1 protein-coding gene is annotated in these 18,474 nt (G+C 74.2%); it reads right to left on the minus strand.

Going from position 1 to position 18,474, the window contains the following annotated elements; translation table 11 throughout:
* Positions 1 to 25: 25 nt before the first annotated feature.
* On the minus strand, positions 26 to 18,466 hold the full coding sequence (locus BFF78_RS04540) for a type I polyketide synthase (RefSeq protein ID WP_069777069.1): 18,441 nt from the start codon (positions 18,464 to 18,466) through the stop codon (positions 26 to 28).
* Positions 18,467 to 18,474: the final 8 nt, after the last annotated feature.

An 18,474-nucleotide genomic window follows, 5' to 3' on the forward strand; every position in this document is an offset into this window, starting at 1 on the left:
GTCGTCAAAGGTAGAGCGCCAAGAACTAGGAATTTTCTAGATCTTGATCGATCAGATCGAAGATGTCGTCGATCGTCGCGTCCTGGAGCCGGCGCTGCGCAACGGCCGACTCCGTGCTCTGCTCCCCGGCGGAGTTCACCAGGGACAACAGTTCCTGCAGCCGCCTGCGCACCCCGGAGCGGACCGTCTCCTCGGCGGAGGCGGTCGTCGAGATCACCGACTCCAGCCGGTCGAGCTCGCTGAAGACCGACACCTCGTCCGGGCCCGTCTCGCCGGCGAGTTCGCCGCGCAGGTAGCGGGCGATCGCCTCGGGCGTCGGGTGGTCGAAGACCAGCGTCGCGGGCAGGGTCAGACCGGTGTCGGCGGTGAGCAGGTTGCGCAGCTCCACCGCGGTCAGGGAGTCGAAACCGAGGTCCCGGAACGCCAGGTCCGGTTCCACCGCCGCGGTGCCGCCGTGGCCGAGTACGGCCGCCGCGTGCGCGCACACCGTGTCCACGAGCAGGCGCTGCTGTTCGCCTTCGGACAGCGCGGCCAGCTTCTCCTTCAGCGCGGACGGCTCCCCGGCCCGCTCGGCGGGCTCCGCTGCGAGGGCGTCCCTGACCTCGGGCAGGTCGCTCAGCAGTGCGCTCGGCCTGCTGACGGTGAACGGGACGGCGAACCGTGCCCAGTCCACGTCCGCCACGGTGACGGTGCCGTCCCCGCCGCTCAGCGCGCCGTGCAGCGCGGAGATCGCCCGGTCCGGCCGCAGCGTGGTCAGGCCGCGCTGCCGCAGCCGCTCCTCGTCCCCGGCGTCGGCGACCATGCCACCCTCGCCCCATGGGCCCCAGGCGATCGCGGTCGCGGCGAGGCCCCGGGCCCGCCGGTGCTGCGCCAGGCCGTCGAGGAAGGCGTTCGCGGCCGAGTACGCGGCCTGCCCGCCGCCTCCCCACACTCCGGAGACGGAGGAGAAGAGGACGAAGGCGTCCAACTCCCGGTCGCCGAGCAGTTCGTGGAGGTGCGCGGCGCCGAGGGCCTTCGCGGCGACCGTCGCCGCGAAGTCGCCGAGGCTCGTCTCGGCGAGCATGCCCGCCTCGGCGGTACCGGCCGTGTGGACGACGGCGTTCACCGGGTGCCCGGCCAGCAGCGCCCGCAGGGCGTCGCGGTCGGCCACGTCACAGGCGGCGACGGTCACACGAACACCCGCCTCCTCCAACTCGGCCTTGAGGCCGGCGGCGCCGGGGGCGTCGAGACCGCGGCGGCTGGTGAGCACCAGGTGCTCCGCACCCGCACCGGCGAGCCAGCGGGCCACGTGCGCGCCCAGCGCACCCGTACCACCGGTGATCAGGACCGTGCCGCGCGGCGACCACGAACCATCGCTGTGTACTGCGGGCAGACGCGACAGGCGCCGCGCGAACACTCCGCGGTCGCGGATCGCGACCTGGTCCTCGGCCGACTGGCCTAGCACCGCGGCGAGGCGGCTCGCGACCCGGTCGTCGACCGCGCCGGGAAGGTCGACGAGACCGCCCCAGCGCTGCGCGTGCTCCAGCGCCGCCACCCGGCCCAGACCCCAGACCTGGGACTGGTACGGGTCCGCCACCTCCTCGGCGGGACTCGCTCCCACCGCGTTCCGGGTCGCGCACCACAGCGGGGCGTCGATGCCCGCGTCACCGAGGGCCTGGACGAGCAGGACGGACAGCGCGACGCCGACGGTCAGTGCGCCGGCCGCCGGGGCGGCCCCGTCGTCGACGGCCAGCAGCGACAGGACGCCCGCCACGGTCTCGTCACCGGCGGCTCGGGTGAGCTGCGCGGTCAACTCCGTACGCCCGGTGGCCGGCTCGACCGGGACCGGCAGCGGGACCAGGCCCCGCTCGGTCAGCCCGCGGAGGCAGGCGGTGACCCAGTCGTCGCCGAGTCGCGCAGCGCTGACCGGAACCAGCCAGATCCCGTTCCGGGCAGGGCCCTCCGGGGCGGGATCGGGTATCGCTTTCCAGGTGACGCCGTAGCGCCAGCCGTCCACGGTGGTCTGCTCCTTGCGCTGCCGCCGCCACGACGACAGCCTCGGCAGCACCTCGCTGAACGCGTCCTCTGCCCCGATGTCCAGGGTCTCCGCGAGGGCCCGCAGATCCTCGCGCTCCACGGTCTCCCAGAACTCCGCGTCCACCGGGTCCACCGCCGTGGCGGCGGCGCCGGGCTCCGGGGCGTCGATCCAGTAGCGCTCGTGCTGGAAGGCGTACGTGGGCAGGTCGACGCGCCGGGCGCCCGGGAAGAAGGCGTGCCAGTCCACTTCGGCGCCGGTGACGTGCAATTGGGCGTACCCGGTGGTGACGGCCTGCTGTTCGGGGCGGTCGGCTCGGAGTACGGGGATCGTGACGACGTCGTCCACACACCCCTGCGCCATGCCACTGAGGACACCACCGGGGCCGATCTCCACGAACGTGGTCACACCCAGCTCGTGCAGGGTCCGCACGCCGTCGGCGAAACGGACCGCCTCACGCACGTGCCGCACCCAGTACTCCGGCGTGTACGGCTCGGCCAGCCGGCCGGTGAGATTCGAAACGACGGGAATCCGCGGCTCGTTGAACGACAGACCACGGACGGCCTCCGCGAACTCCTCCAGCATCGGATCCATCAACGGCGAATGGAACGCATGACTGACCTTCAACCGGCTTGTCTTACGGCCCTGTTGAGTGAAGGCCTCGGCGATCATCAGGGCCGCGTCCTCGGCTCCGGAGACCACCACCGACTGCGGGCCGTTGACCGCCGCAATGCCGACGCCGTCGGTCAGGTGCGGCAGCACCTCCTCCTCGGTCGCCTGGACCGCGATCATCGCACCACCCGTGGGCAGGGCCTGCATCAGCGCGGCACGCGCCGACACCAGCTTCGCGGCGTCGTCCAGCGACAGCACACCCGCCACATGCGCGGCCGCGATCTCACCGACCGAGTGCCCCGCCACGTAATCCGGCCGCACACCCCACGATTCGAGGAGGCGGAACAGCGCCACCTCGACCGCGAACAGCGCGGGCTGGGTGCACCCCGTCTGATGCAGGGTCTCGGCGTCGACGTCGACCGGGGCGTCCAGACGCGCGCACACCTCGTCGTACGCATCGGCGAAGACGGGGAACGCCGCGTACAGCTCCCGCCCCATACCGACCCGCTGCGAACCCTGACCCGAGAACAGGAAGCCGACCTTGCCTCCCGGCCGGCCCTGGACGACTCCGGGCGACGGCGTTCCGGCAGCCAGGTGACCCAGTCCGCGGCGGAAGTCGTCACAGCTCTCGCCGATGACCGCCGCCCTGTGGCGCAGAGCGCTCCGGGTGGTGGCCAGCGAGAAGCCGACATCGGCCGGTGACGTGCCGTCCTCCACGAAGGCCAGCAGTTGTCGTGCCTGGTCGCGCAGCGCACCGCTGGTCTTGGCGGAGAGCACCCACGGCAGGAGGGCGGGCGCCGGGGCGGCGGGGGCCTCTTCGGCCGGGGCCGGCGGCGCCTGTTCGATGATCGTGTGGGCGTTGGTGCCGCTGACGCCGAAGGACGACACCGCGGCGCGGCGCGGGTGATCGGTCTCCGGCCAGTCGACGGCCTCGGTCAGGAGCCGCACCGCGCCCGCCGACCAGTCCACGTGCGGCGTCGGCTCGTCGACGTGCAGGGTCTGCGGGAGGACGCCGTGGCGCATGGCCATGACCATCTTGATGATGCCGCCGACACCGGCGGCGGCCTGGGCGTGACCGATGTTGGACTTCAGCGAGCCCAGCCACAGGGGCTGTTCTTCGGGTCGCTCGCGGCCGTATGTGGCGAGGAGTGCCTGCGCCTCGATCGGGTCGCCCAGCTTCGTGCCCGTACCGTGCGCCTCCACCGCGTCGATGTCGGCGGCGGTGAGACCCGCGGAGGTGAGTGCCTGGCGGATGACCCGCTGCTGCGCGGGGCCGTTGGGCGCGGTCAGGCCGTTGGACGCGCCGTCCTGGTTCACAGCGCTTCCGCGGACCACGGCCAGCACCCGGTGCCCGTTTCGGTGGGCGTCGGACAGCCGCTCCACCAGGAGCATGCCGACGCCCTCGGCCCAGCCGGTGCCGTCCGCGCCGGCGCCGAACGCCTTGCACCGTCCGTCAGGGGCCAGCCCGCGCTGGCGGCTGAACTCCACGAAGGCCCGCGGGGTGGACATGACCATCACGCCGCCGGCCAGCGCCATGGAGCACTCGCCGTTGCGGAGGGCCTGGACCGCCCAGTGCAGCGCCACCAGCGACGACGAGCACGCCGTGTCGACGGTGACGGCCGGTCCTTCCAGGCCGAGGGTGTAGGCGATGCGGCCGGACATGATGCTCGCGGAGTTGCCCGTGCCGAAGAAGCCCTCGGAGTCGTCGATCGCGTGGAAGGCCTGGGCGGCGTAGTCCTGGTAGCCGGAGCCGACGAAGACCCCGGTACGGCTGCCGCGCACCGACTCCGCGTCGATACCGGCCCGCTCGAACGTCTCCCACGTGGTCTCCAGCAGCAGCCGCTGCTGCGGATCCATCGCCACGGCCTCACGCGGGCTGATGCCGAAGAACCCGGCGTCGAACTCCCCCGCCTCGTACAGGAATCCACCACGGCGCGTGTACGTCTTGCCGGACGCCTCCGGGTCCGGGTCGTAGATGCCCTCCACGTCCCAGCCCCGGTCCGCCGGGAACTCGCCGACCGCGTCACCACCGGAGACCACCAGCTGCCACAGGTCCTCCGGCGAACGCACCCCGCCCGGATACCGGCACGCCATGCCGACGATCGCGATGGGGTCGTCGTCCTCGGCGTGCGCGGGGGCCGCCTGCGATGCGGGGGCGGTGGTGCGGCCGGTGAGCTCGGTGCGCAACTGCCGGGCGAGTGCCTGGGCGTTGGGGTGGTCGAAGACCAGCGTGGGGGGCAGCGCGAGGCCGGTCTCGGCGTTGAGCTTGTTGCGCAGTTCGACGGCGGTCAGGGAGTCGAAGCCCAGGTCCTTGAAGGCCCGGCCGGCCTCGACCTCGCCGGCCCCGCCGTGGCCGAGAACGGCCGCCGCGTGCGTGCGGACGAGGTCGACCAGCAGCGCGTGCTGCTCGGTCTCGGGCATCTGGGTGAGGCGCTCGGCGAGGGCCGAGACGGCAGCCGTGCCGGGCTCGCCGGCGGTGCTGCCCGCGCTGAGGATCCGCTCGGCCTCCGGAAGGTCGCCGAGCAGGGCACTGGCGCGGCCCACGGTGAACGGGGGCAGGAACCGCTCCCAGTCGACGTCGGCCACGGTCGCGGTCGCCTCGCCGGAGTCCAGCGCCTGCCGGAGGGCGGCCACGGCGAGCGCGGCGGGCATCGGGATCAGGCCGCGGCGGCGCAGTCGTTCGTCCGCGCCCTCGCCCTCGGCCATGCCGCCGCCGGCCCACGGGCCCCAGGCCACGGCGGTCGCCGGCAGGCCTTGGGCCCGGCGGCGTTCGGCGAGCCCGTCGAGCAGGGCGTTGGCCGCCGCGTAGGCGGCCTGATGGCCGCTGCCCCACACGCCGGCGATGGACGAGAAGAGGACGAAGGCGTCGAGTTCCCGGCCGGCGAGGAGGGCGTCGAGGTGCAGGGCGCCGGCTGCCTTGGCGGACAGCACGTCGGCGAAGGCGCCCGGCGTCATGGCCTCCAGCGGCTCCAGGTGGTCCACGCCCGCCGTGTGGACGACGGCGTTCACCGGGTGCTCGGCGAGCAGTGCGGCGACCGCCGCACGGTCGGCGATGTCGCACGCGGCGACGGTGACACGGACACCCGTCGCCGCCAGCTCCGCGACCAGACCCGCCGCGCCCGGCGCGTCGAGGCCGCGGCGGCTGGTGAGCACCAGGTGCTCCGCACCCGCACCGGCGAGCCAGCGGGCCACATGCCCGCCCAGCGCACCCGTACCACCGGTGATCAGCACCGTGCCGCGTGGCGACCAGCGCTGCCCGGCCCGCGTGTTCCGGCGGGCGGCGGTGCGGGACAGCCTGCGGCCGAACACGCCACGGGCGCGGATCGCGACCTGGTCCTCGGCCGACTGGCCCAGGACCGCGGCGAGGCGGCCGACGGCCCGGTCGTCGACCGTGTCGGGGAGGTCGACCAGACCGCCCCAGCGCGGCGCGTGCTCCAGCGCGGCGACCCGGCCGAGACCCCAGACGGCGCTTTGGGCGGCGCTCGGCACCGCGTCCGCACGGCCGGTGGACATGGCGGACCTGGTCAGCGCCCACAGCGGGGCGTCGATGCCCGCGTCGCCCAGGGCCTGGACGAGTGCGAGGGACAGCGCGGTGCCGACAGTGAGGGCCGGGTGTCCGGTGTGGGGCCGCTCGTCGGTGCCGAGCAGGGAGATGACACCGTCGACCGGGGTCTCCCGGACGGCGTCGCCGAGCTGCCGCAGCAGTGCGCCGCGGTCGGCGTAGGGGTCGACGGCCACCCGGACCAGCCGGGCCCCGCGGGCGGCAAGCCCGTCGGCGACGGCGGCGGTCCACTCGACCGCCTCGGTGTCCTCGGTGACCAGGAACAGCCAGTCGCCCGGCAGTTCGTGCGCCCGGAGGCCGCTCAGCGGCTTCCAGCCCGTGCGGTAGGACCAGCGTTCCACGGCGGACTCCCGGCGCTGCTGCCGGCGCCACGCGGACAGCCGGGGCAGCACCGCGTCCAGCTGCTCGGCGGGCAGGTCGAGGGTGGCGGCGAGGGACTGGGTGTCCTCGCGCTCCACCGTCTCCCAGAACCCGGCCTCCACGGCGTCGGTCCCCGCGACGGCGGCGGCCGTGGGCGCCGTGGTCTCCAGCCAGTACCGCTGGTGCTGGAAGGCGTAGGTGGGCAGATCGGCGCGCCGGGCGCCGCGGCCGGCGAAGAACGCCTGCCAGTCGACGGGGACGCCGTGCACGTGGAGCTGCGCGACGGCGCCGGTGATCGCCTCGGGCTCGGGGCTGCCGGAGCGTGCGGAGGCAACGGTGACCGCGCCGTCCAGGCAGCCCTGGGCCATGGCGCTCAGCACCGCGCCGGGGCCGGTCTCCACGAACGTGGTCACGCCCAGCTCACCCAGGGTCCGGATGCCGTCGGCGAAGCGCACGGCCTCGCGGACGTGCCGGACCCAGTAGTCCGCCGTGTACGCGTCGACGAGTTCACCGGTGAGGTTCGAGACGACCGGTATCCGGGGCGTCTCGAAGCGCAGACCGCCGACGACACGGGCGAAGTCCTCCAGCACGGGGTCCATCAGCGGGGAGTGGAAGGCGTGGCTGACCTTCAACCGGGAGGTCTTGCGGCCCTGTTGGGTGAGGACCTCGGCGATCTCCAGCACGGCGTCCTCGGCTCCGGAGACCACGACGGACCGCGGGCCGTTGACCGCCGCGATGCCGGCGTCGTCGGTGAGGTACGGCCCCACCTCGTCCTCGGAGGCCTGGACGGCGATCATCGCGCCGCCGGCGGGCAGGGCCTGCATCAGCGCGGCACGAGCCGTCACCAGTGCCGCCGCGTCCTCCAGCGACAGGGCGCCGGCCACGTGCGCCGCCGCGATCTCGCCCACGGAGTGCCCCGCCAGGTAGTCGGGCCGCACGCCCCACGACTCCAGCAGCCGGTGGACGGCGACCTCGTGCGCGAACAGCGCGGGCTGGGTGAAGGCGGTGCGGTGCAGTTCCTCGCCGTCCTCGTGACCGTTCTCGCCGAAGGCCACGTCCCGCAGCGGGCGGTCGAGGTGCCGGTCGAGGTGGGCGCACACCTCGTCGTACGCCTCCGCGAAGACCGGGAACGCCTCGTACAGTTCGCGCCCCATGCCGGTGCGCTGCGAGCCCTGTCCGGAGAACAGGAACCCGACCTGGCCGGCGTCGGCGCGGCCGAGGACGACACCGGGAGCGGGCGCCCCCGAGGCCAGGGCCCGCAAGCCCTCGGCGATCCGGCCGCGGTCGGTGCCGACCACGGCGGCGCGGTGCTCCAGGGCGGCCCGGGTGGTGGCCAGCGAGAAGCCGACGTCGGTGAGGGACGGTGCGGCGCCGTCGGCGGTGAGGGACAGCAGGCGCTCGGCCTGGGCGCGCAGCGCGGCCTCGGACTTGCCGGACAGCACCCACGGCACGGTCGCCGAGGCGACCTCGACCGGTGCGACGGCGGCCGGTTCGGCCACCGGGGCCTGCTCGATGATCGTGTGGGCGTTGGTGCCGCTGACCCCGAAGGACGACACGGCGGCCCGGCGCGGGCGGTCCGTCTCCGGCCAGTCGACGGCCTCCGTCAGCAGCCGCACCGCGCCCGCCGCCCAGTCCACGTGCGACGTCGGCTCATCGGCGTGCAGCGTCCGCGGAAGGACACCGTGGCGCATCGCCATCACCATCTTGATCACACCGGCCACTCCGGACGCCGCCTGGGCGTGGCCGATGTTGGACTTCAGCGAGCCCAGCCACAGCGGCCGGTCCTCCGGCCGTTCCCGGCCGTACGTGGCGATCAGCGCCTGTGCCTCGATCGGGTCACCCAGAGCGGTGCCCGTGCCGTGCGCCTCCACCGCGTCGACATCGGCCTCGGTGAGCCCGGCGGAGGCCAGGGCCTGCCGGATGACCCGCTGCTGCGCCGGGCCGTTGGGCGCGGTCAGGCCGTTGGACGCGCCGTCCTGGTTGACCGCACTGCCCCGCACGACGGCGAGGACCTCGTGGCCGTTGCGCACGGCGTCGGACAGGCGCTCCACGAGCACCACGCCCACGCCCTCCGCCCAGCCGGTGCCGTCCGCGCCGGCGCCGAACGCCTTGCAGCGGCCGTCGGCGGACAGCCCGCGCTGCCGGCTGAACTCCACGAACGCGGCCGGTACGGCCATGACGTTCACACCGCCCGCGACGGCCATCGTGCTCTCGCCGCCCCGCAGCGACTGGATGGCCAGGTGCAGGGCGACCAGCGACGACGAGCACGCCGTGTCGACGGTGACGGCCGGGCCCTCCAGGCCGAAGGTGTAGGCCACGCGCCCGGAGACGACGCTCGCGGCGCTGCCGGTGAGCAGGTGGCCCTCGACGCCTTCGGGGACCTGCGGGAGGCCTGCGCCGTAGCCCTGGTAGGACATGCCGACGAACACGCCGGTGCGGCTGCCCTTCAGGGAGGCCGGGTCGATGCCGGCCCGTTCGAACGCCTCCCAAGAGGCCTCCAGCAGCAGGCGCTGCTGGGGGTCCATCGCGAGCGCCTCGCGCGGCGAGATCCCGAACAGCGCGGCGTCGAAGTCGCCCGCGTCGTAGAGGAAGCCGCCCTCGCGCGTGTAGGTCTTGCCCGGGGTGCCCGGGTCGGGGTCGTAGAGGTCCTCGACGTCCCAGCCGCGGTCCTCGGGGAAGCCGGAGATCGCGTCGCCGCCGGACGTCACGAGCTGCCACAGGTCCTCGGGCGAGCCGACCCCGCCGGGGAGGCGGCAGCTCATGGCCACGATGGCGATGGGCTCGTCGTCGGTGGCGGCCGTGCGCTGCTCCTGCTGTGCGGCGCCCTGCGAACCGAGCAGTCCGGCGCGCAGGAACCGGGCCAGGGCGGTGGCGTTCGGGTAGTCGAAGACCAGCGTGGTGGGCAGTTTCAGGCCGGTGTCGGCGGTGAGCTTGTTGCGCAGTTCGACGGCGGTGAGCGAGTCGAAGCCGAGGTCGTTGAACGCCCGGCCGGGCTCCACCGCCGCGGTGCCGTCGTGGCCGAGCACGGCGGCCGCGTGCGTGCGGACGAGGTCCACCAGTGTGCGGTCCCGCTCGCCCGCCGGCAGCCCGGTCAGCTTCGCGGCGAGCGCGGTGCCGGCTTCGGCGCCGCCGGAGGCCGGGGCCTCCAGGGCGCGGCGCGCCTCGGGCACGTCGGAGAGCAGGGCGCTCGGGCGGGTGACGGTGAACGGGCCGATGAACCGCTCCCAGTCGAAGTCGGCGACGGTGAGGGCGGTCTCGCCGTCGGCCAGCGCCTGCTGGAGCGCGCAGATCGCGAGGGCGGGCCGCATCGGCGGCAGGCCGCGGCGGCGCAGCATCTCCTCTCCGTCGCCGACGCCGGCCATGCCGCCCTCGGCCCAGCCGCCCCAGGAGACGGCGAGCGCGGTGCGCCCGCGTGCCCGCCGGTACTCGGCGAGGGCGTCCAGGTGGGCGTTGGCCGCCGCGTAGGCGCCCTGGCCTGCGCCGCCCCAGATGCCGGCGCCCGAGGAGAACATGACGAACGCGTCGAGTTCCTGACCGGCCAGCAGTTCGTCCAGGTGCGTGGCTCCTTCGGCCTTGGCCGCCACCGTGCCGGCGAACCCGGCCGGGTCGGAGTCCTCGATCATGACGTGGTCGCCGACGCCCGCGGCGTGGACGACGGCGTGGACGGGGTGTTCGGCCAGCAGCGCCCGCAGGGCGTCGCGGTCGGCCACGTCACAGGCGGCGACGGTCACGCGTACGCCCGCCTCCTCCAACTCGGCCTTGAGGGCGGCGGCGCCGGGGGCGTCGAGACCGCGGCGGCTGGTGAGCACCAGGTGCTCCGCACCCGCACCGGCGAGCCAGCGGGCGACATGCCCGCCCAGCGCACCCGTACCACCGGTGATCAGCACCGTGCCGCGCGGCGACCACCCCGGGCCGGGGCCGGTGGCGCGGGCCGCCCGGACGAGCCGGCGCCCGAAGACGCCCGAGGCGCGGACCGCCACCTGGTCCTCGGCGGCCTGGCCGAGGACGGCGGCCACGCGGGCCGCGGTACGGGCGTCCAGCAGATCGGGCAGGTCGAGCAGTCCGCCCCAGCGCCGCGGGTGTTCCAGCGCCGCCGCCCGGCCGAAGCCCCACACCTGCGACTGCAGTGGGCGGTCCACGCGGTCGGAGCGGCCGGTGGCCACCGCGCCGCGCGTGGCGCACCACAGCGGGGCGTCGACGCCCGCGTCGCCGAGCGCCTGCACCAGGCAGAGGGTCGCGGCGAGGCCGTGCGACAGGCCGGGGTGGCCGGCCGAGGCGCTCTCGTCCTCGGCGAGCAGGGACAGCACTCCGGCCACCGGGCCGACGCCGGCCAGCTCGCGGGCCAGCGTCCCGCGGTCGGTGCCGGTCCCGGCGACGAGGGTCCCCAGTTCCAGGCCGCGCTCGCCGAGCGCGGTGCGGACCGAGGCGGTCCACTCGCTCTCCGCGGCCACGACGAGCAGCCAGGTCCCGGACGCGCCGGGCTGCGGGAGCGCGCCGAGCGGCTTCCACGTGACGCGGTAGCGCCAGCCGTCGACCACGGACTGCTCGCGGCGCTGACGGCGCCACGCGGACAGCCGGGGCAGGATCGCGCTCAGCGAGGCGTCCGCGCTGACCCCCAGGGTCGCGGCGAGGGACTCCGCGTCCTCGCGCTCCACGCCGGCCCAGAAGCCGGAGTCCGCCGCGTCGGCCGCGGTGCCGGCAGCGGCCAGATCCTCGTCCCTGTCCAGCCAGAAACGCTCGCGCTGGAAGGCGTAGGTGGGCAGGGTGACGCGGTGAGCGCCGGGGAAGAGCCCCTGCCAGTCCGGGCAGACGCCGTGCACGTGCAGTTCGGCGAGCGCGGTGACGAGGGCCTGCCGCTCGGGGCGATCACCGCGCAGGACGGGCACGGTGACGGCCTCGTCCACGCAGGCCTGTGCCAGGGCGCTGAGGACGCCGCCGGGGCCGATCTCCACGAACGTGGTGACACCCAGCTCGTGCAGGGTGTGCAGGCCGTCGGCGAAGCGGACCGCCTCACGGACGTGGCGGACCCAGTAGTCGGTCGTGTACGGCTTGGCCAGGCGGCCGGTGAGGTTCGACACGACGGGAATCCGCGGCTCGTTGAAGACCAGATGGCCGACGGCCTCGGCGAACTCGTCCAGCATCGGATCCATCAGCGGCGAGTGGAACGCGTGGCTGACCTTCAACCGGGAGGTTTTGCGGCCTTGCCGGGTGAAGACCTCGGCGATGGCGGTGACCGCCTCGTCGGCACCGGAGATCACGACGGACCGAGGCCCGTTGACCGCCGCGATGCCGACCTCGTCGGTCAGGTGCGGCGCGACTTCCTTCTCGGTGGCCTGTACGGCGACCATCGCACCGCCCGCGGGCAGGGCCTGCATCAACGCCGCACGTGCCGACACCAGTTGCACGGCGTCGTCCAGCGTCAGCACCCCGGCCACATGGGCAGCCGCGATCTCGCCGACCGAGTGACCGGCCACGTAATCCGGCCGCACACCCCAGGATTCCAGGAGACGGAACAACGCCACCTCGACCGCGAACAGCGCGGGCTGCGCGCACCCGGTCCGGTGCAGGGACTCGGCGTCCACATCGACCGGCGCGTCCAGACGCGCACACACCTCGTCGTACGCGTCGGCGAAGACGGGGAACGCCTCGTACAACTCACGTCCCATGCCGAGCCATTGAGAACCCTGGCCCGAGAACAGGAAACCGACCTTGCCCTCGGGGCGGGCGCGTCCCAGTGTCACGTTCGCCGCGGGTTCGCCGGCGGCGAGGGCGGTGAGGGCTTGCCGGAGTTCGTCCGGGCCCTGTGCCAGGAGCACCGCGCGGTCCTCGAACGTCTCGCGGGAGGCCAGGGAGAGGCCGACGTCGGCAGCCGTCCAGCCGTCGTGCGCGTCGAGGTGGCCGGCCAGCCGGGCCGCCTGGGCGCGCAGCGCCGGTTCGCCCTTGCCTGACAGCACCCACGGCACGAGGGCGCCGGAGTCGGGCGTGGGGGGCAGCTCCGGCGCGGCGGGGGCCTGCTCGATGATGGTGTGGGCGTTGGTGCCGCTGACCCCGAACGACGAGATCGCGGCGCGGCGCGGGCGGTCCGTCTCCGGCCACTCCACGGCCTCGGTCAGCAGCCGCACCGTACCCGCCGACCAGTCCACGTGCGGCGTCGGCTCATCGGCGTGCAGGGTCCGCGGCAGGATGCCGTGGCGCATCGCCATGACCATCTTGATCACGCCGGCCACGCCCGCCGCGGCCTGCGTGTGGCCGATGTTCGACTTCAACGAGCCGAGCAGGAGCGGCCGTTCACGTTCCTGCCCATAGGTCGCGAGCAGCGCCTGGGCCTCGATCGGGTCGCCCAGCGTCGTACCCGTGCCGTGTGCCTCGACGGCGTCCACGTCGCCCGGAGCGAGCCCGGCCGAGGCCAGCGCCTGGCGGATCACCCGCTGCTGCGCGGGGCCGTTGGGCGCGGTCAGGCCGTTGGACGCGCCGTCCTGGTTGACCGCACTGCCCCGTACCACCGCCAGGACCTCGTGGCCGTTGCGCACGGCGTCGGACAGGCGCTCCACGAGCACCACGCCCACGCCCTCCGCCCAGCCGGTGCCGTCCGCGTCCGCGCCGAACGCCCTGCAGCGGCCGTCGGGCGACAGGCCGCGCTGGCGGCTGAACTCCACGAAGACGTTCGGGCTTGCCATGACGGTGACGCCGCCGGCCAGGGCCATCGTGCACTCGCCGCCGCGCAGCGACTGCATGGCCAGGTGCAGGGCGACCAGCGACGACGAGCACGCCGTGTCGATCGTGACGGCGGGGCCTTCGAGACCGAAGGTGTAGGCCACCCGGCCGGAGACGACGCTGGACGCGCCGCCGACGAGCCGGTGTCCCTCGACGCCTTCCGGCGTGCGGCGCACATCGGCTCCGTAGCCCTGGTACGCCATGCCGACGAAGACGCCGGTCCGGCTGCCGCGCAGCTGCGCGGGGGCGATCCCGGCCCGCTCGAAGGCCTCCCACGAGGCCTCCAGCAGCAGCCGCTGCTGCGGGTCCATCGCCAGGGCCTCGCGCGGCGAGATACCGAAGAAGCCGGCGTCGAAGTCGGTGGCACCGTAGAGGAATCCACCGTCGCGCGCGTACGTCCTGCCGGGGCGATCGGGATCGGGGTCGTAGAGGGCCTCGACGTCCCAGCCGCGGTTCGACGGGAACTCGGAGATGGCGTCGCCGCCGGACGTCACCAGGTCCCACAGCGCCTCGGGCGAGTCGACGCCGCCGGGCAGGTGGCAGCTCATCGCCACGATGGCGATGGGCTCGTCCTCGGCGGCCGAGGACTGCTCCTGCGGCACGGCGCAGGCCTGCGAACCGAGCAGCTCGCTGTGCAGGAAACGGGCGAGCGCCGTGGCGTTGGGGTAGTCGAAGACCAGCGTGGGCGGCAGCGCGAGACCGGTCGCCGTGTTGACCCTGTTGCGGAGTTCGACGGCGGTCAGGGAGTCGAAGCCGAGGTCCTTGAAGGCCCGGTCGGGCTCGACCTCCGCCGCCGAGGAGTGGCCCAGGACCGCCGCGACGTGCGCGCGGACCAGGTCGATCAGGGTCTGGGTGCGCTCGGCCTCCGGCAGTCCGGCGAGCCGGGCCGCCAGGGGCGCGGCGCCGGCGGCGGCATCGGCCGGTGCGGCGGTGCGGGCGCGGCGCACCTCGGGCAACTCGGACAGCAGGGCGCTCGGGCGGCCGAGGGTGAACGGTCCGATGAACCGTTCCCACTCGATGTCGGCCACGACGACCGCGGTGTCGTCGCAGTCCAGGGCCCGCTGGACCGCGGTCACGGCGAGTGCGGCGGGCAGGGGGACGACGCCACGGCGGCGCAGGTGCTCCTCGTCGGCGTCGGTGACCATGCCGCCGTCGGCCCAGGGGCCCCAGGCGATCGCGGTGGCGGTCAGGCCCCTGGCCCTGCGCCGGGCCGCGAGCCCGTCGAGGAAGGCGTTGCCGGCCGCGTAGGCGGGCTGCAGTCCGCTGCCCCACACGCCGGCGATCGAGGAGAAGAGGACGAAGGCGTCCAGCTCGCGGTCGCCGAGCAGTTCGTCGAGGTGCGCGGCGCCGCGGGCCTTCGCCGCCACCGTGCGGGCGAAGTCGGTCGGCGTCAGCTCGTCGAAGGGGGCGAACTGTGCCACGCCCGCGGCGTGGAAGACGGAGGTGAAGGTGTGCTCGGCGAGCAGCGCCGCCACCGCGTCGCGGTCGGCGACGTCGCACACGGCGAGGGTGACGCGCGCTCCCAGCTCCTCCAGTTCGGCCTTGAGTACGGTCGCGCCGGGCGCGTCGGCGCCGTGGCGGCTGGTGAGCACCAGGTGTTCGGCACCGGCACCGGCGAGCCAGCGGGCCAGGTGCCCGCCCAGCGCACCCGTACCCCCGGTGATCAGCACCGTGCCGCGCGGCGACCACGGCCGGCCGGCGCCGCTTCGGGCGTGGGCGAGCCGGGCCGTGAACACGCCGGAGGCGCGGACGGCGACCTGGTCCTCCGCCGTGTCGGTGCTCTGGCGCAGGACGGCGGCGACACGGCCGGCGGCGCGCTCGTCGACGGCCGTGGGCAGGTCGATGAGGCCGCCCCAGCGCCCGGGGTGCTCCAGGGCCAGGGCGCGGCCGAGGCCCCACACCTGGTTCTGCACCGCGCTGAGCGGTGCGTCGTCGAAACGGCCGGTGGCGGCCGCGCCGCGGGTGGCGCACCACAGCGGCGCGTCGACGCCCGCGTCGCCCAGCGCCTGGGCCAGGGCCACGGTCCGCGCGAGGCCCTGGGAGAGCGCGGGGTGCCCGGGCGAGGTGGTCTCGTCGGTCGCGAGCAGTGACAGGACGCCGTCGAGCGATCCGGCTTCGGCTGCCGCGCGGGTCAACTCGCCCGCCAGGAACGCGCGGTCGGCGTCGGCACCGACCGCCAGCGGGATCAGGTGCGCGCCGCGCCCGGCGAGGGCCGCGCGGACCGTCCCGGCCCACTCGTCGCCCTCGGGCGCGGCGAACAGCCATGTGCTGCCGGAGAGGTCACCGGCGGACAGGCCGTTCAGCGGCTGCCAGGCCAGCTGGTAGCGCCAGCCGTCCACGACGGACTGCTCGCGGCGCCGGCGCCGCCAGGCGGACAGCTTCGGGACCACGACGTCCAGTTCCTCGGGGCTCAGCTCCAGCGTGGCGGCGAGGGACTGGGCGTCCTCGCGCTCGACGCTCGCCCAGAACTCGTCGTCGACCGCGTCCACGGCGGCCGTGCCGGCCTCGGGCGCCTCCAGCCAGTAACGCTGCTGCTGGAAGGCGTAGGTGGGCAGGTCGATCCGCCGGGCGCCCGGGAAGAGGGCCTGCCAGTCCGGGCAGACGCCGTGCACGTGCAGCTCGGCGAGCGCGGTGACGACGGCCTGCTGTTCGGGGCGGTCGGCTCGGAGTACGGGGATGGTGACGACGTCGTCCACACAGCCCTGCGCCATGCCACTGAGGACACCACCGGGGCCGATCTCCACGAACGTGGTCACACCCAGCTCGTGCAGGGTCCGCACGCCGTCGGCGAAACGCACCGCCTCACGCACGTGCCGCACCCAGTACTCGGGGGTGTACGGCTCGGCCAGCCGGCCGGTGAGATTCGAAACGACGGGAATCCGCGGGTCGTTGAACGACAGACCGCGGACGGCCTCCGCGAACTCCTCCAGCATCGGATCCATCAACGGCGAATGGAACGCATGACTGACCTTCAGCTTGCTTGTCTTACGGCCCTGTTGAGCGAAGACCTCGGCGATCTCCAGTACGGCATCCTCGGCACCGGAGACCACCACCGACCGAGGCCCGTTGACCGCCGCGATACCGACGCCGTCGCTCAGGTGCGGCAGCACCTCGTCCTCTGTGGCCTGGACCGCGACCATGGCGCCACCCGTGGGCAGGGCCTGCATCAACGCGGCGCGCGCCGACACCAGCTTCGCCGCGTCCTCGAGGGACAGCACACCCGCCACATGAGCAGCCGCGATCTCACCGACCGAGTGACCGGCCACGTAATCCGGCCGCACGCCCCGCGACTCCAGCAACCGGAACAACGCCACCTCAACCGCGAACAACGCCGGCTGGGTGCAACCCGTCTGGCCGAGCTGCTCCGCGTCGGCGTCGAGCGTGACGTCGAGGTGGGCGCGGATCTCGTCGTAGGCCGCGGCGAACGCCGGGAAGGCGTCGTAGAGTTCGCGCCCCATGCCCAGCCGCTGCGAACCCTGCCCCGAGAACAGGAACCCGGTCTTGTCGCCGAGGCGGGCCGGGTTCTGGACGACGGCCGCGGACGGGGTGCCTGTTGCCAGGGCCCGTACGCCTTCGGTGAGTTCCTCCAGGTTCTCGCCGACGACGGCCGCCCGGTGGTCCCAGGCGGTGCGCGTCGTGGCGAGGGAGAAGCCGATGTCGGCCGGCGAGCGGTCAAGGCCGCTGCCGGCGCTCCGGCCGTCCTCCAGGAAGGAGAGCAGGCGCTCCGCCTGGGCGCGCAGCGCGGCCTCGGACTTGCCGGACAGCACCCACGGGACCGGCCCCGCAACGGCCGTTCCGGGGGCGGGCTCCTCGTCGAGGGCGGGGGCCTGCTCGATGATCGTGTGCGCGTTGGTGCCGCTGACCCCGAAGGACGAGACGGCGGCGCGGCGGGGGTGGTCCGACTCGGGCCACTGGACGGCCTCGGTCAGCAGCCTGACGCCGCCCGCCGACCAGTCGACCCGAGCGGTCGGCTCGTCCACGTGCAGCGTCTGCGGCAGGACGCCGTTGCGGATGGCCATCACCATCTTGATGACACCGGCGACGCCGGAAGCCGCCTGCGTGTGACCGATGTTGGACTTGACGGATCCCAGCCACAGCGGCTGGTCCCCCGAGTGCTCCTGGCCGTACGTGGCGAGCAGTGCCTCCGCCTCGATCGGGTCGCCGAGGGTGGTGGCCGTGCCGTGCGCCTCGACCGCGTCGACCTGGGAGGCGGTCAGGCGTGCGTTCTCCAGCGCCTGCCGGATCACGCGCTCCTGCGACGGGCCGTTCGGGGCCGTGAGGCCGTTGGAGGCGCCGTCCTGGTTGACGGCGCTGCCGCGGATGACGGCCAGCACGTCGTGGCCGAGACGGCGGGCATCGGACAGCCGTTCCAGCACGAGCACGCCGACGCCTTCGGACATGCCCGTGCCGTCGGCGGTCGAGGAGAACGCGCGGCAGCGGCCGTCGGGCGACAGGCCGCGCTGCGCACTGAACGCGATGAAGGTGTTCGGCGTGGCCATCACGGTCACGCCGCCGGCCAGGGCGAGCGAGCACTCGCCGCGGCGCAGCGCCTGGGCGGCCAGGTGGAGCGCCACCAGCGAGGACGAGCAGGCCGTGTCGACGGTGACCGCCGGGCCTTCGAGGCCGAGGGCGTAGGAGATACGGCCGGACACCACGGCGGCGGTGTTCGCGGTGACGAGGTGGGCCTCGATGTCGCTGTCGCCCTGCCGCTGGAGGTAGGCGTGGTCCTGGCCGTTGGTGCCGACGAACACGCCGGCCCGGGTGCCGCGTGCGGTGGCGGGATCGATGCCCGCGCGTTCGAAGGCCTCCCAGGAGGTCTGCAGGAGCAGCCGCTGCTGCGGGTCCATGACCAGGGCCTCGCGGGGGGAGATCCCGAAGAACGCGGGGTCGAACTCGCCGGCGTCGTAGAGGAAGCCGCCCTCGCGCACGTACGTGCGGCCCGTCCGCCCGGGCTCGGGGTCGTAGAGCGTGTCCAGGTCCCAGCCGCGGTCGGCGGGGAACTCGGACACGGCGTCGCCGCCCGAGGCGACCAGCTGCCACAGGTCCTCGGGCGAACCGACCCCGCCCGGGTAGCGGCAGGCCATCCCGACGATGGCGATGGGCTCGGTGTCCTTCGCCTCCAGCTCACCCAGCTGCCTGCGGGTCTGGCGCAGGTCCACCATCACGCGCTTGAGGTAGTCCCTGAGCTTGTCGTCGTTCGACATGTTTTACG

This window comes from Streptomyces fodineus, from assembly GCF_001735805.1.
Classification (GTDB): Bacteria; Actinomycetota; Actinomycetes; order Streptomycetales; family Streptomycetaceae; genus Streptomyces; species Streptomyces fodineus.